The sequence below is a fragment of the Cobetia sp. D5 genome (genome assembly GCF_035666195.1).
GTDB classification, from domain to species: domain Bacteria; phylum Pseudomonadota; class Gammaproteobacteria; order Pseudomonadales; family Halomonadaceae; genus Cobetia; species Cobetia amphilecti.
Genome location: NZ_CP142020.1, coordinates 3761126 through 3780198, shown reverse-complemented (window position 1 = coordinate 3780198; position 19073 = coordinate 3761126). Strand labels below are relative to the sequence as shown.

At 64.2% G+C, this 19073-nt stretch carries 18 protein-coding genes; 3 read left to right on the top strand and 15 right to left on the bottom strand.

Annotated features, from left to right (window positions below):
• Positions 1-33 precede the first annotated feature (33 nt).
• Positions 34-1053 carry a porphobilinogen synthase gene (gene hemB, locus U0O11_RS15635; RefSeq protein WP_279835892.1) on the bottom strand — a complete coding sequence of 340 codons (1020 nt, stop codon included), beginning with the start codon at positions 1051-1053 and terminating at the stop codon, positions 34-36.
• A gap of 664 nt (positions 1054-1717) precedes the next feature.
• Between hemB and elbB the strand changes: the two genes are divergently transcribed.
• On the top strand, positions 1718-2404 hold the full coding sequence (gene elbB / locus U0O11_RS15630; RefSeq protein WP_054556514.1) for an isoprenoid biosynthesis glyoxalase ElbB: 687 nt from the start codon (positions 1718-1720) through the stop codon (positions 2402-2404).
• Positions 2405-2605: 201 nt separating this feature from the next.
• Here elbB and tatC read toward each other — a convergent pair whose 3' ends face one another.
• The 13 genes from tatC to U0O11_RS15565 all read right to left on the bottom strand — a co-directional run bounded on the left by tatC (position 2606) and on the right by U0O11_RS15565 (position 15628).
• Positions 2606-3397, bottom strand: coding sequence for a twin-arginine translocase subunit TatC (gene tatC / locus U0O11_RS15625; RefSeq protein WP_131432770.1), 792 nt, complete (start codon positions 3395-3397; stop codon positions 2606-2608).
• On the bottom strand, positions 3397-3795 hold the full coding sequence (gene tatB / locus U0O11_RS15620) for a Sec-independent protein translocase protein TatB (protein WP_131432769.1): 399 nt from the start codon (positions 3793-3795) through the stop codon (positions 3397-3399). The genes tatC and tatB overlap by 1 nt, the downstream gene beginning before the upstream one ends.
• Positions 3796-3800: 5 nt before the next feature.
• Positions 3801-4055, bottom strand: a complete 255-nt coding sequence (gene tatA, locus U0O11_RS15615) for a Sec-independent protein translocase subunit TatA (protein WP_043332981.1) — start codon at positions 4053-4055, stop codon at positions 3801-3803.
• A 109-nt stretch (positions 4056-4164) separates the two neighbouring features.
• Positions 4165-4500, bottom strand: a complete 336-nt coding sequence (locus U0O11_RS15610) for a phosphoribosyl-ATP diphosphatase (protein ID WP_043332980.1) — start codon at positions 4498-4500, stop codon at positions 4165-4167.
• 201 nt (positions 4501-4701) lie between these two features.
• On the bottom strand, positions 4702-6330 hold the full coding sequence (gene ubiB, locus U0O11_RS15605; protein ID WP_043332979.1) for a ubiquinone biosynthesis regulatory protein kinase UbiB: 1629 nt from the start codon (positions 6328-6330) through the stop codon (positions 4702-4704).
• A complete protein-coding gene (locus tag U0O11_RS15600; RefSeq protein ID WP_131432768.1) occupies positions 6327-6995 on the bottom strand; it encodes a ubiquinone biosynthesis accessory factor UbiJ in 669 nt (222 codons plus the stop codon). The genes ubiB and U0O11_RS15600 overlap by 4 nt, the downstream gene beginning before the upstream one ends.
• 7 nt (positions 6996-7002) lie before the next feature.
• Positions 7003-7749, bottom strand: coding sequence for a bifunctional demethylmenaquinone methyltransferase/2-methoxy-6-polyprenyl-1,4-benzoquinol methylase UbiE (gene ubiE / locus U0O11_RS15595; protein WP_043332974.1), 747 nt, complete (start codon positions 7747-7749; stop codon positions 7003-7005).
• 147 nt (positions 7750-7896) lie between these two features.
• A complete protein-coding gene (locus U0O11_RS15590; protein WP_225348182.1) occupies positions 7897-8268 on the bottom strand; it encodes a gamma-butyrobetaine hydroxylase-like domain-containing protein in 372 nt (123 codons plus the stop codon).
• A gap of 338 nt (positions 8269-8606) precedes the next feature.
• Complete coding sequence (gene hslU, locus U0O11_RS15585; protein ID WP_043332972.1) at positions 8607-9932, bottom strand: ATP-dependent protease ATPase subunit HslU; 1326 nt, start codon at positions 9930-9932, stop codon at positions 8607-8609.
• Between the two features lies 1 nt (position 9933).
• Positions 9934-10455, bottom strand: a complete 522-nt coding sequence (gene hslV / locus U0O11_RS15580; RefSeq protein ID WP_043332970.1) for an ATP-dependent protease subunit HslV — start codon at positions 10453-10455, stop codon at positions 9934-9936.
• A 331-nt stretch (positions 10456-10786) separates the two neighbouring features.
• The gene (locus U0O11_RS15575) at positions 10787-11440 is read right to left on the bottom strand and encodes an SPOR domain-containing protein (protein WP_279835894.1); all 654 of its coding nucleotides are present in this window, start codon (positions 11438-11440) and stop codon (positions 10787-10789) included.
• 3 nt (positions 11441-11443) lie between these two features.
• A complete protein-coding gene (argS, locus tag U0O11_RS15570) occupies positions 11444-13129 on the bottom strand; it encodes an arginine--tRNA ligase (protein WP_043332965.1) in 1686 nt (561 codons plus the stop codon).
• A 240-nt stretch (positions 13130-13369) separates the two neighbouring features.
• Positions 13370-15628 (bottom strand): primosomal protein N', encoded by a 2259-nt coding sequence (locus U0O11_RS15565; protein WP_279835895.1) that lies wholly within the window; start codon positions 15626-15628, stop codon positions 13370-13372.
• A 240-nt stretch (positions 15629-15868) separates the two neighbouring features.
• Here U0O11_RS15565 and rpmE point away from each other — a divergent pair, with 240 nt between their 5' ends.
• Both rpmE and U0O11_RS15555 read left to right on the top strand, forming a co-directional pair.
• Positions 15869-16081: a 50S ribosomal protein L31 gene (rpmE, locus tag U0O11_RS15560; RefSeq protein WP_054556509.1), complete on the top strand. Its 213-nt coding sequence runs from the start codon at positions 15869-15871 to the stop codon at positions 16079-16081.
• A gap of 566 nt (positions 16082-16647) precedes the next feature.
• Positions 16648-17916 carry a malic enzyme-like NAD(P)-binding protein gene (locus U0O11_RS15555; protein ID WP_054556560.1) on the top strand — a complete coding sequence of 423 codons (1269 nt, stop codon included), beginning with the start codon at positions 16648-16650 and terminating at the stop codon, positions 17914-17916.
• A 195-nt stretch (positions 17917-18111) separates the two neighbouring features.
• Here U0O11_RS15555 and U0O11_RS15550 read toward each other — a convergent pair whose 3' ends face one another.
• Complete coding sequence (locus U0O11_RS15550) at positions 18112-18873, bottom strand: DUF481 domain-containing protein (RefSeq protein ID WP_043332961.1); 762 nt, start codon at positions 18871-18873, stop codon at positions 18112-18114.
• Positions 18874-19073: the final 200 nt, after the last annotated feature.

Here is a 19073-nt window from a genome sequence, read left to right as displayed (position 1 = left end):
CCCGGTCAGCCGCATCCGCAATGGCCGGGGTTGTCAAAGGCGGTTTTTCTGCGCCAGCAATTCGGCCGCCTGGCGAGCAAAATAGGTGAGGATGCCGTCGGCACCCGCACGCTTGAAGCACATCAGCGACTCGAGAATGACCTTGTCGGCATCCAGCCAACCGTTCTGGAAAGCCGCCATGTGCATGGCGTACTCACCGCTGACCTGATAGGCGAAGGTCGGCACTTCCAGCTCGCGCTTCACACGCGTTACCACATCAAGATAGGGCATGCCCGGCTTGACCATCACCATGTCAGCGCCCTCGGCGATGTCCATCGCCACCTCATGCAGGGCTTCGTCGCTGTTGGCGGGGTCCATCTGGTAGGTCTGCTTGTCGGCCTTGCCCAGATTGCCGCTCGAACCGACTGCGTCACGGAACGGGCCGTAGTAGTTGGAGGCGTACTTGGCCGAGTAGGCCATGATGCGCGTGTTGATCAGGCCTTCCTGTTCCAGCATGGCGCGGATGGAGCCGATGCGGCCATCCATCATGTCGGAGGGCGCGATGACATCGGCACCGGCTTCCGCGTGTGACAGCGCCTGCTTGATCAAGGTCTCGACGGTGCGGTCGTTGAGTACGTAGCCGTCTTCGTCGAGGATGCCGTCCTGACCGTGAACGGTGTAGGGGTCGAGCGCGACATCCGTGATGACGCCCAGCTCCGGCAGCGCTTCCTTCAAGGCGCGCACGCAACGCTGCACCAGGCCGTTGGCGTTATAGGATTCTTCGGCATACAGCGTCTTGGCCTCGGCATCGACCACCGGGAAGAGCGCGATGGCCGGCACGCCCAGTCCGTGGACGGCGCGGCATTCTTCGACCATGAGGTCGATGGACAGGCGCTCGACGCCCGGCATGCTGGGCACGGCTTCACGACGCTGGGAGCCTTCGAGAACGAAGACCGGCAGGATCAGATCATCGGCCGTCAGCTGATTTTCACGCATCAGGCGGCGAGAGAAGTCGTCCTTGCGCATACGGCGCATACGAGTCGCAGGAAACTGGCGCGGGGTACGTTGGCTCAAGAAATGCTCTCCGGGTCGGGTGGTCCGCTCCCGTGATGGTCGCAGGCAGTCTAGGTCTATAATATTTCATTAATATTACAGTGATGCCAGCGGTCATGGGGCAAGGCCGGTCACGTGAGGTGCCAGCAGGGGCTGAACATGATGACAAGGCGTCTGTCGGGCGACGAGAAGGCCTGGCTTGCGGCCTGCAAGTGGGTGGCCCGTGACGGAAGCCGTCGTCCCTGTGGCAGGGTCAATTGAGTATATCAGCGTTGACTTGTGGCCACAGGTGCAGGAGATGTGTCGCGGTGTCGCGCCTCATGCACGGCCCTGATGGGGCGGGTGTGGGGCCTGACAGACCCCTCCGGACACCGCGGCAAGCCTCCGGCACCAGAGCCTTGATGGCATGCGAGTGGACGAGGAGCAGCACTTGAGTTGTGCCAGGGCCGCCCATAGTCTTGAGGGGATGCGCAGTGACATGCCCCGCCTGCACGCCTGTCACTGTCTGCCGCGTGGCGGTCGCGCATCTTCGGTGCCGCTGAAGCGTCTCGCGCCTGGCATGACGCCGGGCATGACGCCGGGCATTAAATCAGGCTCGGCATTCGAATCAGTCACGCGCTTGTATTAGTCTTTTCTGACCTGTCCGGCAATCGCCGCGCACAGCTCATCGTCAATGGAGTAACCCATGACCAAGCAGGTAGCCCTGATCCTTTCCGGTTGCGGTGTCTTTGATGGCTCCGAGATCTATGAAACTACCCTGACGCTGCTGCGTCTCGATCAGCTGGGCATTGCCTATGAGTGCTTTGCACCGGATGTCGCGCAGCATCACGTGATCAATCACGGCACTGGCGACGAGATGGAGGAGACCCGCAACGTGCTGGTCGAGTCCGCGCGTCTGGCACGTGGCAAGGTGCGCCCGCTGGAAGAGCTGTCAGCGGACGACTTCGATGCGCTGATCCTGCCCGGCGGCTTCGGTGCCGCCAAGAATCTGTGTGACTTTGCCGTCAAGGGTGAGGACCTCGAGCTCGTCGCGGGGCTGCAGGACGCGGTGCAGCCCTTCCATGCGGCCGGCAAGCCGATCGGCGTGATGTGCATCGCGCCGGTGATGGTGCCCAAGCTGCTGGGGGAAGGCATCTCGGTCACCATCGGCAACGATGCCAGTGTCTCCGGGGCGATCAGCGCCCAGGGAGGCCTGCACAAGAGCTGTGAGGTGACGGACATCGTCGTCGACGCCGCCAACCGTGTCGTCACTACCCCGGCCTACCTGCTGGCGGAGCGCATCAGCGAAGCGGCCCAGGGCATCTTCAAGCTGGTCGAGCGCATCGATAGCTGGATCGAGGACGACAAGGCGCGTGCCGCCGAGCAGGACTGACCTCGACACGCCAGTGCGTCTGGCGTGATAGCGCGTGGCTGGTCTGAGCAAGTTCATTGGCAACACAAAGCCCCCAGAAATAGAAAGCCCCGCCGGTGAACCGGCGGGGCTTTGTGTTTTGATGCTCTGATTCTGAGGCTCTGATTCTGGCGCCCTGTTTCTGGCGCCCTGTTTCTGATGCCCGATTGCAGGCAGTCGCGTTCAGGGCGTGTCCTGCGATGCCTCATCGTCTGATGCCGCACGCCGGCGCTTGAAGAGGCGCGAGGCCAGAATGCCGACCTCGAACAGCAGCCACATCGGGATCGCCAGCAGCGACTGTGAGATCACGTCCGGCGGTGTCAGCAGCATGCCGACCACGAAGCAGGCGATCACGATATAGGGGCGCTTCTTGCTCAGAGCCTCCACCGTGGTCGCGCCGGTCCAGATCAGCAGGAAGGTGGCGATGGGAATCTCGAAGGCGACCCCGAAGGCGAAGAACAGCTTGAGGACAAAATTCAGGTACTGATTGATGTCCGTCATGATCGCCACGTTCTCGGGGCCCGTGGTGGTGAAGAACTGGAACAGCAGCGGGAACACCACGTAGTAGGCGAAGGCTGCACCGGCATAGAACAGCAGGATGCTGGAAGCCAGCAGCGGCAGGGCCAACGCCTTCTCGTTCTCATAGAGGCCCGGCGCGATGAACGCCCAGGCCTGATAGAGCACGGCGGGAATCGCCAGGAACAGCGCCACCACCAATGTCAGCTTGAAGGGCGCCAGGAAGGGTGAGGCCACTTCGGTGGCGATCATCTGCGAACCCGGTGGCAGCAATGCCATCAGCGGTTCGGCGACATACAGATAGATCTGGTTGGAGAAGCCGTACAGCGCGGCGAAAACCACCAGCACCACCAGGGTGGCGCGCAGCAAGCGCGAGCGTAGCTCGATCAGGTGCTCGATGAGCGGCGCGTGTGCGGCGTCGCCCTGACCACCTGACGGTGAGGCATGTGGATCACTCATCAGGAACGTGGCTCTCGTGATTCACGGGTGTCGGAAGCAGTGCTCGGCTCGGTGGCCGGCGCACCATTCTCGGCAGGGCGGGGGCTGGTCTCGGCGCCGGAGGCGCCTGCATCGCGGGGCGTGCTGGACTCGGTGATGCCGCGCTCGACATCGCGTGCCTCGTTGCGCGCATGAGCTAGCGTCTCATCGAGCTGCTTCTTCTGCTCGTTGAGCGTCTGACGCAGTTCCTCGGCTTCCAGCTGGGCACTGATTTCCTGCTGAATGCCCGAGACACTGCGCTTGATGCGTCCCAGCCACAGACCCGCAGTGCGGGCGGCCCGGGGCAGACGCTCCGGGCCGAGCACGATCAGCGCCAGCAGCGCGATCAATGCCAGTTCAAAAAAGCCGATATCGAACATGCGGGTTACGAGCGCTTGTCAGCGGTATCGCGGCTCTCGGCCTCGACATCGATGGTGTCGCCACGCTTTTCCTCATGCGCGACCTTCTGCTGGGCAGTCGGCTCGTCGCTCTTCTTCTCTTCTTCCTTCATCGCGCCCTTGAAGCCCTTCACGGCACCGCCGAGATCAGAGCCGACGTTGCGCAGCTTCTTGGTCCCGAAGATCAGGATGATGATGCCGAGCACGATGAGAAGCTGCCAGATACTGATGCCACCTAACATGGGAAATTCTCCATTTGGGCCGCTGACACCGGGTCATTGGGCCTTGAGACTTGCAGGGTGCTGGCACCGCTGCCGGAAAGCCGACTTGCGCCGGAAGAATACGGGTCCTTCACTGGCCGCGAGCGGCCTTTTCATCATGGCCGGAAACACCGAAGCGGCGTGCCAGCTCATCCAGCACTTCCTGATGATCCAGCCCCAGATGCGACAGCATGACCAGTGAATGGAACCACAGGTCAGCGGTCTCACCGATCACGGCACGCTGCGAGTCCACGTCGTCGTGAGCGAAATCCTTGGCGGCCAGTACGGTTTCGGTCGCCTCTTCGCCAATCTTCTCCAGTACCTTGTTGAGGCCCTTGTGATGCAGGCTCGCGACATAGGAGGAGGTCGGGTCAGCGTCGCGCCGTTCTGCCAGTACCACTGACAGACGGTTGAGAATATCACTCATGAATCATCATTCCTGAAAGCTTGGGTCTTGCGTTAAGTCATCGAGTTCTGCGCTGACGTCACACCTTGCACGGCAAACGGCACGGCGTGGGCAGGCGACTCAGGATGCAAGTGTTATATGTCATTCATATTGCACTGCGTCCCATGGGGCGGCAAGTGTCGTTGCGCGCCGGGCCAGTCAGGCCATCATGTCTGCCTGCGGCTAGCGCCACAGCAATAACACGATTCCCAGTCCTGCGCCCACCAGTACCGCCACGGGCTGGGTCTCCGCCCAGGCCATCAGGGGCTGCCAACCGAAAGCGCCGGCCACCAGCAGCAGGCCCGCGCGCAGCCGCCAGCTGGTGCTGGAGGCGTGATTGACCCGGTCGCGCAGCGTGGTGATGGCTTCTGTCTGGCGTTGACGGGCGCGATGCTCGTCCTCGATGCGCTCCATGGCCTGGAAGGCCATCGCCGGCAGCTGTGGCAGCTGATGCGACAGCTCCGGTGCCTGCTTGACCATCTCGGCCCAGAACGCCTTGGGGCCAGCGCGCTCCTTCATCCAGCGCTCCAGATAGGGGCGGGCGGTGGCCCACAGGTCCAGGTCCGGATACAGCTGGCGGCCGAGGCCCTCGATGTTGAGCAGGGTCTTCTGCAGCAACACCAGCTGCGGCTGGACTTCCATGTTGAAGCGGCGCGCGGTCTGGAACAGCCCCAACAGGACCTGGCCGAAGCTGATGTCCTTGAGCGGCTTCTCGAGAATCGGCTCGCAGACGGCGCGGATGGCCGCGGCAAACTCGTTGGCGCGCGTGCCTTCGCCGACCCAGCCGGACTCGATGTGCAGCGCCGCGACCTCGTAGTAATCCTGGCGGAAGAAGGCCAGCAGGTTGCGCGCCAGATAGTCCTGATCCTCGCGGGTCAGGCTGCCGACGATGCCGCAGTCGATGGCGATGAACTGCGGGTCGTGCGGGTTCTCGCGCGAGACGAAGATGTTGCCGGGGTGCATGTCGGCGTGGAAGAAGTTGTCGCGGAATACCTGGGTGAAGAAGATCTCCACGCCGCGCTCGGCCAGCTTCCTGAGGTCGGTGCCCTGCGCCGTCAGCTCCTCGATATCGGCGACCGGAATGCCGCGGATGCGTTCCTGCACCATCACGCGGCGGCGCGTCAGTGGCCAGTGGATGGCCGGGACGTAGAGCAGCGGCGAGTCGAGGAAGTTGCGCTTGAGTTGGGAGGTGTTGGCGGCCTCCTTGTGCATGTCGAGCTCGTCGAACAGCGTCGCCTCGTAGTCGGCGACGACCTCGACCGGGCGCAGGCGACGGGCTTCCGGCGAGACCTTCATCAACAGGCGCGCGAACATGTAGAGCAGGCCGATGTCCTTGCGCATCACTTCCTCGATGCGCGGGCGGATGACCTTGACCACCACGTCCGAGCCATCGTGCAGGCGTGCGGCATGTACCTGGGCGATGGAGGCGGAGGCCAGAGGCTGGGCCTCGAATTCGGCGAAGGCTTCCTCGACCGACATCTCGAGTTCCTGCTCGACCAGCTCCCGCGCGACCTGGTTCTCGAACGGTGGCACCTGATCCTGCAGGCGCTTGAGTTCGTCGGCGATGTCCGGCGGCAGCAGGTCGCGGCGCGTCGAGAGCATCTGGCCGAACTTGATGAAGATCGGGCCGAGGGCCTCGAGCGCGAGACGCAGACGCTCGCCACGCGTGCGTCTGCCGATGGGGAACAGACGCAGCGGCGACAGCTTGAGCAGCGGGCGCAGCAGGGCCGGCACGCGCCCCGGCGGCACCAGGTCGTCGAGGCGGTAGCGGGCGATGACCCACAGGATGCTCAGCAGGCGATAGAGTCTCACGACGGCTGGCACTCCCGCTCGGCAGGTTGATGGGAGGTGGCGGCCTCGAGATGACGGCGCAGCCGCGCCAGACGTGCTTCGGTGCGATCCAGACACTGGGTCAGCTCGGTCAGCTCGTCGCGGGCGACGCGCATCTGCGCCTGACCGGGCAGCCAGCGCGCCTCCTCGGTGAGGTATTCGCGCAGGTCCAGCTCCAGCTCACGGCGACTGATCAGGCCGAAACGCCCGAGGCTGCGCAGGCCGCTGGCCAGGCTATGGCCCGGGGCTTCGCCGAACCATTCACTGAGCGCGCCTTCCCAGTCCAGGTCGAGGTCCATCACCAGATCTCGAGCGCTCTCCAGCAGATGGATACGGCCACGCACGGCGAGGCGACCCTCGAACATCAGGCGCTCGATGGATTCACCGGACAGCAGGGCGGCGGCGGTCTCCATGTCGAGCTCCACCACCACATCGCCATCGCTCTCGTTGGCCTGGGGCAGGCGCAACAGGTGCAGGCCCTGCAGGTCGAAGTGCACCAGCAGGTCGAAGGCGGGGCGTTCGACACGCACCAGCAGGCGTCGGCCTGCCAGTGCATTCAGGCGCGACGTCGAGGCCGGGTCGCGAGCAAGCAGCTGATTCAGCGTCCGCTCAGCGGTCGCCAACAGCAGGGGGGTCAGCAATGCCATGACAGCCTCAGAGCTTGATACCGCGGTGCAACGCGACGATGCCGCCCGTCAGGTTGGTGTACTCGACGCGCTCGAGACCGGCCTCTTCCATCATGCCGGCCAACGTCTTCTGGTCGGGGTGCATGCGGATGGACTCGGCCAGGTAGCGGTAGGAGTCGGCGTCGCCGGCGACCATCTCGCCCATCTTGGGCAGCAGCCGGAAGCTGTACTGGTCATAGGCGGTGGAGAGCAGCGGATTGACCGGCTTGGAGAATTCCAGCACCAGCAGACGGCCGCCCGGCTTGAGGATGCGCTGCATGGAGCGCAGGGCCTTGGCCTGGTCGGTGACGTTGCGCAGCCCGAAGGCGATGGTGATGATGTCGAAGGTGTTGTCCGGGAAGGGCAGGGCTTCGGCATTGGCCTGCACGTATTCGACGTTGCCGCCGACGCCACGGTCGAGCAGCTTGTCGCGGCCGACGTTGAGCATCGAGGCATTGATGTCGGCGAGCACCACGCGGCCTTTCGGGCCGACCAGACGCGAGAACTTCAGCGTCAGGTCACCGGTGCCGCCGGCGATGTCCAGCACCGACTGGCCGGGACGGGCGCCGGCACGCTCCAGGGTGATGCGCTTCCACAGACGGTGGATGCCGAACGACATCAGGTCATTCATCACGTCGTACTTGGCGGCGACACTGTGGAAGACATCCGCGACGCGGCCTGCCTTCTCGTCCACGGCAACTTCCTGATAACCGAAGTGAGTCGTACGCTTGTCCATGACTTCCCCTGTTGTGACGTCGCCGTGGCGACGTCAGCACAATATGGTGAGCTTTCGCAGTGGCTCGATTGTAACCGCTGGCCAGCGGGCTGTCTTTTGGCAAGACGTCGACTCGGACATCTTGCCGCGCCCAGTGGCATCAGTGGCTTACAGCTGGTTGAGCGGAATGCCCAGTGGTTCGCGCGAGGCGCCGGCCTCTTCCAGCTGGCGCAGGTAGTAGGCCCACATGGCGTCGCGGCGATTGGCCAGTTCCCACAGGTATTCCCAGGTATACAGGCCGCTGTCATGGCCATCATCGAAGTGCAGCTTCAGCGCGTAGCGGCCGCTCTGGGTGATGTTGGTCAGCCCGACGTAGCGCATGCCGACCTGCAGGGTTTCCTGGCCGACACCGTGGCCACGCACTTCCGCCGACGGCGACATCACGCGCAGGAATTCGGTGCTCAGGCGGAAGCTCTGGCCATCGGCGTAGCCCAGTTCCAGTTCGCGCTCTGACTTGTGGTAGTGCACGCGCGTCGGCACCGGGGCCTCTTCGCCATCACGGGCATGGCGCTCGTTGAGGCGGTAGTCGCGCTGCTGGCCGCTGGTATCAGCGTCGTGGGACGCGGCGGCGTCCTTGGGAGTGTCGTGGCTCATCGGGGCATCCTCGGGCTTGCATGCCGCGCGGCGGCGTAGGGCGTAGGGCGCAGGGCGGCATGGCGAAGGCAGATAGGCGTCGAGCACGGCGCTTGGCCGGTCGATGTGTCTTGTGCGCATGATGCACTGACGCCCGATCCGGGCCAAGCCGGATCGGGCGTCAGAAGTCCCCTCAGGAACGGGACTGGCTTCCATGAGGGGCTGTCAGGCGCGTGAGCGTGTCGTCAGAGGATGTAGCGCGACAGGTCTTCATCACGCGCCAGATCACCCAGGCGGGCATCGACGTAGGCGGCATCGACCTTGAGTTCGCCGGGCTGATCGCCACCCTCGTAGGAGATCTCTTCCAGCAGACGCTCCATCACGGTGTGCAGACGACGGGCGCCGATGTTCTCGGTGCCTTCGTTGACCTGATAGGCGATCTGGGCGATGCGCTCGATGGCATCATCCGCGAAGCTCAGCTCGACGCCTTCGGTCGCCAGCAATGCCTTGTACTGACGGATCAGGGCGGCGGACGGCTCGGTCAGGATGCGCTTGAAGTCTTCCGGCGTCAGGGCGTTGAGCTCGACGCGGATCGGCAGACGGCCCTGCAGCTCCGGAATCATGTCCGACGGCTTGGAGAGGTGGAAGGCACCGGAGGCGATGAACAGGATGTGGTCGGTCTTGACCATGCCATGCTTGGTGGACACGGTGGAGCCTTCGATCAGCGGCAGCAGATCGCGCTGCACGCCTTCGCGGGACACGTCACCGCCACTGCCGGATTCGCCACGCTTGGCGACCTTGTCGATCTCGTCGAGGAAGACGATGCCGTTCTGTTCGACGGCCTCGATGGCACGGCTCTTGAGGTCTTCATCGCTGACCATTCTGGCCGCTTCTTCCTCGTGAACCAGCTTGAGCGCTTCCTTGACGGTGATGCGACGGCTCTCTTTCTGCTGCTTGCCCATGTTGGAGAACATGGACTGCAGCTGGCTGGTCATCTCTTCCATCCCCGGCGGGGTGGCGAAATCGAGACTCTGGCTGGCCGGGCTCAGCTCGATGTCGATTTCCTTGTCATCCAGCTGACCTTCGCGCAGCTTCTTGCGGAACATCTGGCGCGTGCTGCTGTTGTTGGCGGCAGCGTCGTACTCTTCGCCACGCACCCGCGGCAGCAGGGCGTCGAGGATGCGCTCTTCGGCGGCATCTTCGGCCTTGTCGCGCACTTCCTTCATGGCGTCTTCGCGCACCAGCTTCATCGCGACCTCGACCAGGTCGCGGATGATGGATTCCACGTCACGGCCGACATAGCCGACCTCGGTGAACTTGGTCGCCTCGATCTTGAGGAAGGGCGCGCCGGCCAGCTTGGCCAGACGACGGGCGATCTCGGTCTTGCCGACACCGGTCGGGCCGATCATCAGGATGTTCTTCGGCGTGACTTCCGGACGCAGATCGTCATCGAGCTGCATGCGGCGCCAGCGGTTGCGCATGGCAACCGCCACGGCGCGCTTGGCTTCAGGCTGGCCGACGATGTGCTGATCGAGGGCGTTGACGATTTCCTTCGGGGTCATCTGGGACATCTCAGGACAGCTCCTCGATGATGGCATTGTGGTTGGTGAAGACGCAGATATCGGCCGCGATGGAGATGGACTTCTCGGTGATCTCGCGGGCGGAAAGCTCGGTATTCTCGATCAGGGCGCGGGCAGCGGCCTCGGCGTAGTTGCCGCCGGAGCCGATGGCCAGCACGCCGTGCTCGGGCTCGACCACGTCACCGTTGCCGGTGATGATCAAGGAGGCGTGCTTGTCGGCGACCACCAGCATGGCCTCAAGCTTGCGCAGGGCGCGGTCTGAGCGCCACTCCTTGGCAAGCTCCACGGCGGACTTCACCAGCTGGCCCTGATACTTCTCGAGCTGTGCTTCGAAGCGTTCGAACAGCGTGAAGGCATCGGCGGTACCACCGGCGAAACCGGCCAGTACCTGATTGCGATACAGACGACGCACCTTGGCGGCGTTGCCTTTCATGACAGTGTTGCCAAGGGATACCTGGCCGTCACCAGCCAGGGCGACCTGGCCGTTGCGACGCACGGAGACGATCGTGGTCATGGATAACTCCTGAGAGAGCATGCCGGCGATTGGAATAAGGTGAACGGGGCCGGGCATGGCATTTCTGGGCAGACGAGGCCGTGGCCTCGTCGCGTAAAACGGGTGGTGATCGTCAGCCTGGCGCTTGCCACTGCTTGCCGCGATCCTGCACCGCCTGACGGGCGGCACGCGGGCCTGATATCTCACCGGAATGCTGTAGATGGGGGCGCCGATACGGGTTTCAAGTCATCGGCGACTCAGCGTTGACTGCGATCGGTCCTGGTCTGTGCCCTCATGCAACGGGCCCGCTCAAAAATGAGCGGGCCCGTCTGTCGCAAGGCTCACGCCTGGCTTACTGCAGCTTGATCAACAAGGGCTCGATGCCCTGGGTGTTCATCAGGTCCTGGGCGCGATTTAGCTCACGGGTGTCCTTGTAGGGACCGACCTGCACCCGGTGCCAGACGGTACCGCCGGAGGCATTGACGTCACTGACCTTGGCCAGCAGGCCAAGGTCCTTGAGCTTGCCGGCCAGCTTCTTGGCATCGCTCATCTCGCGGAAGGACGCGGCCTGCAACATGTAGTTGGTCAGCGAGGCCTCGGACTTCTTGGTGCTCTCGGCGCTGCCCGGACGCGGCGTGGACTTGTACTCATCCACCTTGGGTGCGATCACCTCGGTTTCCGGCAGCAGGGTGTAGAACTCGAAGGTCGGCATGTTGCCGGCGGACTCTTCGGGGGCTTCCTTCTGCTGCTGGTTGCCCTGCTTGGCGGTCTGCTGCCCGCTCTGCTGTCCGTTCTGCTGCGTGTTGGCCTTGGGCACGATGGCCGCGACCGGCAGACGCGGGGCCTGTTTCTCGAAGTACTGCGCGAGAGCGAAGCCGGCGATCAGACCGATGATGCCCCACAGCCAGCCGGGCAGACCACGACTCTGGCTGGCAGCGGGTTGCCGACGGGGGCTCGCCCCCTGGCGGGAGGCGGGCTTCTTGTTGGCGGGGCGCCGAGCAGCCATGGCTTACATCTCCTCGGGAGCGCTGACACCCAGCAGGGCCAGGCCGTTGCGGATGACCTGAGCGGTCGCCAGACCCAGCGCCATGCGCGCATTGCGGGTCGCGTCGTCCTCGACCATCACCTTCACCGCGTTGTAGCAGGTGTGGAAGTCGGAGGAGAGGTCCTGCAGGTACTGGGCGACCTGCTGCGGCTCGCGCACCTTGGCGGCGTGGGCGACGACGTCCGGGAACTGCGCCATGCGATTCATCACGGCCTTTTCCTGGTCGCTGGTCAGCAGGGTGAGCTGCGCCATGGCCAGGGCTTCGTCGAAGGGCTTCTCTTCGCGGCTGGCCTTGCGCAGCACGCTGTGCACGCGGGCGTGAGCGTACTGGATGTAGTAGACCGGGTTGTCATTGGACTGGGAGCGCGCCAGGTCGATGTCGAAGGTCAGCTGGGAGTCGGCGCGACGTGCCGCCAGGAAGTAGCGGGTCGCATCGCGGCCGACTTCCTCGATCAGGTCGCGCAGGGTCACGTAGCTGCCGGCACGCTTGGACAGCTTCACTTCCTCGCCGGAGCGCATCACGGTGACCATCTGGTGCAGCACGTAGTCCGGCCAGCCCTTGGGAATGTCCGCCTGCAGGGCCTGCAGACCGGCACGCACGCGGGTCACGGTGGAGTGGTGATCGGCGCCCTGCTCGTTGATGACCTGGGTGAAGCCACGCTGCCACTTGTCGAGGTGGTAGGCGACGTCGGGCAGGAAGTAGGTGTAACCGCCGTCACGCTTGCGCATCACGCGGTCCTTGTCATCGCCGAAGTCGGTGGTGCGCAGCCACAGGGCACCGTCGTCTTCATAGGTGTAGCCGTTGTCGACCAGGCGCTTGACGGTCTCCTCGACCTTGCCGTCGCTGTAGAGCGAGGACTCGAGGAAGTAGACATCGAATTCGACGCCGAAGGCCTTGAGATCGAGATCCTGCTCGTGGCGCAGGTAGGCGACGGCGAAGACGCGGATGGCCTCCAGGTCATCGGGGTCCGCGGCGCCGGTCACCTGCTTGCCATCGGCTTCGACGGTGTCGCCGGCCATGTAGGAGGCGGCCAGTTCGCTGATGTAGTCACCGCGATAGCCATCGGCCGGCCAGCTGGCATCGTCCGGGCCCAGACCCTTGGCGCGCGCCTGGACGGAGAGCGCCAGATTGTTGATCTGGGCGCCGGCATCGTTGTAGTAGAACTCGCGCGTGACGTCGTGACCGGTGGCGGCCAGCAGGCGGCACAGCACGTCGCCGACCGCGGCGCCGCGGCCGTGACCGACGTGCAGCGGGCCGGTCGGGTTGGCGGAGACGAACTCGACCTGCACCTTCTCGCCGGCACCCACGTCGCTGTGACCGAAGCTGTCGCTTTCGCTGAAGACGCGACGCACGATATCGGCTACCGCACCGGTATCAGCGAAGAAGTTCAGGAAGCCGGGGCCGGCGATCTCGACCTTGGAGACGGCATCGGAGGCCGGCAGCGCCGCGATCAGCTTCTCGGCCAGATCGCGCGGCTTCATGCCGGCGGCCTTGGACGTCATCATCGCCAGATTGCTGGCGTAGTCGCCGTGGCTCTTGTCCTTGGTCGGGTCGACCTTGATCTGCGGGCTGGCGTCGGCGGGCAGGGTGCCGTCGGCCTTGAGGGTTTCCAGGGCCTGGCCCAGCAGTTCGATGATCGTCTCTTTCATGGAATATCGGTCTCTTCACGGCTCGGGTCGCACCGCGTGCCATACAGCAGGCGGTTGCAGGCATCAGGCCTGCGGGCAATGGGGGAGTGCGGATGTCGCTGCACGATGGCGGGCATTATCACCGATCCTGCGGCTTGCATAAACCGTCGTGATCAATCGCGCCGCATTCCGCGCCCTGCAGGGATAGTGGTCAGTTCATCGCAAGCGGCGTGAAGGGCTGTCACACCGCTTGCGTATCACTCAGGCCATGCCGATGGGATCGACATCCAGCGACCAGCGCAGGCGGCGCGCGTCGCGGTCCTGCTCGCAGAGCGTCACCAGCCAGGCCGCCGCTTCATGCAATGGGCCGCGTTTCGCACAGCGCAACAGCAATTGGGCGTGATAGCGATTCTGGCGACGCTCCATCGGTGCGGGCACCGGGCCGAGGCAATCCACCTTGAGATTGGCAGCCTCGAGGTGCTGGCGCAGGGCGCCACCGACCTTCAACAGCCACTGTTCGACCTGCTGCTGGTCGCTGGCCTCGGCGCGCAGCAGCGCCAGATGGCTGAACGGCGGCAGCTGGGCGATACGGCGCTCCTCGAGCAATTCCCCCGCCAGCTGCGGGTAGCCGGCCTGAATCAGCGTCAGCAGGTTGGGGTCTTCCGGGTGGCGGGTCTGGATCAACACCTCACCGGGGCGCTCGGCGCGTCCGGCACGCCCCGCGACCTGCACCAGCAGCTGCGCGGACTGCTCCAGCGCCCGGAAGTCGGCGGCATAGAGGCCGCTGTCGGCGTTGACCACCACCACCAGGGTGACGTGGGGGAAGTGGTGGCCCTTGGCCAGCATCTGGGTGCCGACCAGCAGGCAGGGTTCGCCACGCCGGATCACCGCCAGCGCCTCGCTCATGGCGTCCTTGCGCTGGGTGCTGTCGCGGTCTATGCGCAGCACCGGCACGTCGGGGAATTTCTCGCCGAGCAGCTCTTCGGTGCGCTCGGTGCCCGCGCCCTGCGGGCGAACATCTCCGCTGCCACAGGCCGGGCAGGCATCCGGCAGCGGGCGGGTACGCTCGCAGTGGTGGCAGGTCAGCTGGGGCGGATGACGATGCAGGGTCATGCGGGCATCGCAGTTGTCGCATTCGGCGATCCAGCCGCAGGCATGGCAGGTCAGGGTCGGCGCGAAGCCGCGCCGATTGATGAACACCAGCACCTGATCGCCCTGGGCGAGGCGCTTCTCGATCGCCTCCAGGCTCTGGGTCGAGAGACCGCCCAGCGTCATGCGGCCGCGCAGGTCGACCGGGTGCAGGCGCGCCGGCTGGCTGCGACCGGCGCGCTGATGCAGGTGCAGATGCGTGAAGCGGCCCTCGCGAGCATGGCGCAGGCTCTCAAGGGACGGCGTGGCGCTGCCGAGCACCACGGGTATGCCTTCCTGCTTGCCGCGCACCAGCGCCAGATCGCGGGCGTGATAGCGCAGGCCGTCCTGTTGCTTGAAGGAGCCGTCGTGCTCCTCGTCGACGATGATCACGCCGAGTCTGGCCATCGGCGTGAAGATGGCGGAGCGGGTACCGATCACGATGCGCGCGCGACCGCTGCGGGCGGCTTCGAAGCCATCGAGGCGTTCACCATCGCTGACGCCGGAGTGCAGCATCACCTGCGGCACGCGGAAGCGTCTGCGGAAGCGCTCCAGCGTCTGGGGCGTCAGGCCGATCTCGGGCACCAGCACCAGCGCCTGGCCACCGCGGTCCAGCACCGCCTCGATCAATTGCAGATAGACCTCGGTCTTGCCGGAACCGGTCACGCCCTCCAGCAGTGTGGGCGAGAAGCGGTTCAGGCCCTCATGCAGACGCGAGAGGGCGCGACCCTGCTCATCATTGAGGGCCAGGCCGGGTTCGGCGAGCACGCCTTTGTTGGCCTGCTCCGGCGTGGCGCCGGTCACCGGCTCCTCACGGGATTCGATATAGCCGCGGCCGCGCAGGGTCTCCAGCTGCTGGCGGGTGAAGCCCTGGGCGGTGATGGCGCTGTGCACCAGACCATGACGATGCTGAGCGAGCAGCTCCAGCAACGCGATCTGGCGGGTGGCTCGCCCCAGGCTTGCCGGCTCGGTGGCGCGGCCCTTGTCGGTCAGCGTCCAGCGCTCTCGGGTACGCGCCTCCAGGGCGCGCCCCTGACGCAGCAGCGAGGGCATCGCCTGGGCGAAGGTGTCGCCGAGCGAGTGCTGGTAATAGCGCGCGGTAAACTGACATATCCACAACCAGTCGGCCGGCAGCGGTTCGTCATCGATGACTTCGCTGACAGGCTTGAGCTTGTCGATGGGGAAGCTTGAGTCGCTGCGCAGCTCGGCGATCACCCCGACCAGCTGGCGACGCCCGAATTCGACGCGCACGCGCAGACCCACCTGCCAGCCGTGACGAGGCGGCTGGCGGGATGGCAGGTAGTCGAACAGATCGCGCAGCGGGCCGGGAATCGCGATGCCCAGCACACGTCCCGGCAGGTGAGTCGCAGTCTTGTCGGTAGTGTCAGGCACGCAAGGTATCCGGATATGAGGTGATATGAGGCGTTCAGTAAAACGGGGATATGCCGTGGCACGCAGTCTACAGAGTGTTGCCCGCAATAAACGGCACAAAGTTTGGTCTTGCGGCAGATGACTGGTAAAATGCGCGGCCTTCCGTCGGAAACGGCGGAATGACCGGTTCAATCCAAAACCCGTGTACGGTGCCTGGCAAGTGATCAGGTGGCGGTGCACAGCGACCTGAGGTTACACATCATGAAACAGGGTATCCATCCGGACTACCAGCGCCAGACCGCAACTTGCTCCTGCGGCGCGCAGCACGAAATCGGTACCACTTCCAAGCAGACTTTCGCGCTTGACGTGTGCTCCGAGTGCCACCCGTTCTACACCGGCAAGCAGAAGCAGGCTACCACCGGTGGTCGCGTCGAGCGCTTCAACAAGCGTTTCGGTGCTGCCATCAAGCGCTGATACCTTCAGCTGCTTGTCGCTTTCATGGCGCTGCGCATCTTGCAGCGTCATGGACGAAAACCCGCTCACGAGCGGGTTTTTTTGTGCCTGTCGTTCAGACCACCCTGAAGAGAGCCGCGACCACGCCAGCCGGCCCGGGATGCCCTTGTCGTGATGGTCTGGCGTGATGGTCTGATGTGATGGTCTGCCGTGATGCCCTTGCGAAGGTCTCACCCCTGCGCTGCGCTTGCTGAAAGGAAAGATTGTTTCCGATTTGGCACTTTTTCTGCTCTGCCTCTGCATCAAGCGCGCCGGAATGGCGGGTTGCGTCAGTGAGCGGTCGAAAATCGAGGATCGTGCGCGAATCGTGGCGTCATCTCGGGCCGAAATCGGCGTGAAAGCCGGTCAGCGATAAGGAAAGGTTTATGGCTGGGCAGGGCATCCATAACGTTAGACGAATGGCTAAAATATTTTTTAAACGAACGTTTTAAAGTCATGCATAACAGCAAGTTGCGTCGGTTGTTCAGAGGTGTCTTTTTCTATATTCTGGAGCAGCCAACCCCCCGCCAAAATACCGGATGACACGCATGTCTGATGCCATGAAGAAAGCAGCACTGCAATATCACGCCGAACCGATTCCCGGAAAGCTCTCCATCGAGCTGACCAAGCCGACCGAGACCGCCAAGCACCTGGCGCTGGCCTACAGCCCGGGCGTTGCCGAGCCGTGCCGCGAAATCGCCGCCGACCCGGAAAATGCCTACCTGTACACCGGCAAGGGCAACCTGGTCGCGGTCATCTCTGACGGGACTGCCATCCTTGGCCTGGGCAACCTGGGGCCGCTGGCTTCCAAGCCGGTCATGGAAGGCAAGGGCGTGCTGTTCAAGCGCTTCGCTGGCATCAACTCCGTCGATGTCGAAGTGGATGCGGAAAGCCCGCAGGCCTTCATCGACACCGTGCGTCGCATCCACACCACCTACGGTGGCATCAACCTGGAAGACATCAAGGCGCCGGAGTGCTTCGAAGTCGAACAGGCGCTGATCGAACAGTGCAACATCCCGGTCTTCCATGACGACCAGCATGGTACCGCCATCGTCACCGCGGCCGGCATGCTCAACGCCCTGGATATCGCCGGCAAGAAGCTGGAAGACGCGCGCATCGTCTGCCTGGGCGCCGGCGCTGCCGCCATCGCCTGCATGAAGCTGCTGGTGGCCAGTGGTGCCAAGGTCGAGAACATCTTCATGCTCGACCGCAAGGGCGTGATCCACAGCGGCCGTGATGATCTGAACCAGTACAAGGCGATGTTCGCCACCGAGACCGAGCTGCGCACGCTGGACGACGCCATCGATGGCGCCGACGTCTTCGTCGGTCTGTCCGGCCCGAACCTGCTCAAGGCAGAGCAGCTCAAGAAGATGGCCGCCAATCCGATCGTCTTCGCCTGCTCCAACCCGGACCCGGAGATTCACCCGGATACCGCTCGCGAAGCACGCCCGGACGTCATCATGGCGACAGGTCGCTCCGACTACCCGAACCAGGTCAACAACGTGCTGGGCTTCCCGTTCATCTTCCGTGGCGCGCTGGATGTGCGTGCGACGCGCATCAATGAAGAGATGAAGCTGGCCGCCGTTCACGCCCTGAAAGACCTGGCGCGTGAGCCGGTCAGCCAGGATGTGCTGGATGCCTACGAGATCGACAGCCTCGAATTCGGCCCGGGTTACATCATCCCGACGCCGATGGACTCGCGTCTGCTCGAGCGTCTGCCGGCCGCCGTGGCCCAGGCGGCCATCGATTCCGGCGTCGCACGCAAGCCGTACCCGGCGCACTACCCGCTGACCAGCACGGATCAGGTCTACGGTTAAGCGCCAGCGGTCGAATGGTCGGTTGGCGGCGTCGCTGAAGCGACGCAAGACATGAAAAAGCCCTCGTCGGAGATTCCGGCGAGGGCTTTTTGTTGGTGGCTGCTTTCAGCCTAGAGCCTTGAGCCATGAACCGCGAGCCATGAGCCATGAGCCACCAGCGACTGGCGCCTGGGCGGGCAGGCGTCAGGCCTGTGCTCAGAAGCTGTAGAGGATGGAGGCCGCCGTGGTGGTGTCGGTCTTGGCATCCGACTCGTCGGGCGGGTTGGTGTTGTTCTCGATCTCGTGCGAGAGCTTGAGAGCGAGGCTTGCATTGATGGCGACCGTCAGCGCGGTATAGCTGCGACTGATCACGTTCTCGCGCGTGGCCTCCGCCGAGAACTGCTGCTCGAACTTGGAGGTGTCGGACAGCTGCCAGCGGTAGTCCATCGCGCCATAGCCCAGCAGGTAGTTCTCGTGATCCCCCGCCGTGATGTCATCGAAGCGATAGCCCGGCCCGGCCTCGAGGGAGAGGTTGTGCTCGGGGCCATCCAGTATCGTGATGCCCTCACCGACGATGGAGGTGACCTGGTGGTTGTAGCCGGAGAAGCGCTCCTTCTCCCAGCGCAGCAGCCCGAAGGCGTAGTGGTCATCGCTGAGGTCATAGCGCTCGCGCTGCCCGACCAGATACTTGTCGGTCGTGGTCTCGCCACTGCTGGAGACGTGCTTGGCCTCCACACGGAAGGTGTGAGTCCAGGGCTTCAGGTGCCAGGACAGGCTGGTCTTGCCCAGTAGGGTCTCGCTGTTCGAGTTGCCCGACAGCTTGGTGAAGCCCAGCTCGGCCTGGCCGCTGAAGGGCTCAGAGTCCTCGCTGGCGGGTGGTGGCGCATAGAAGAGGTCGTCTGCGACAGCCGTGTCGAGGGGAAGCAGGGCCAGGCACAGAAACGCGGTCCTGCGCAGTGTGGGCAATGGGTGAAGCATGCGAACTCCGGCATGTTTGAGGCATGACATCATCATCGGGAATGTGGCTTGCGAGATGACGCTTGCTGAGCGAGGCGGCCTGGCGCGTCATCCGGACGCTACCAGTGGATCGCGATACGGGGGAGCCTTGCGAATGCTCAGATGGCAGAAGAGCGACCAGCGGCCGCTCTTCCTTGGGCTCTCCCCCTGCCGATGAGGCT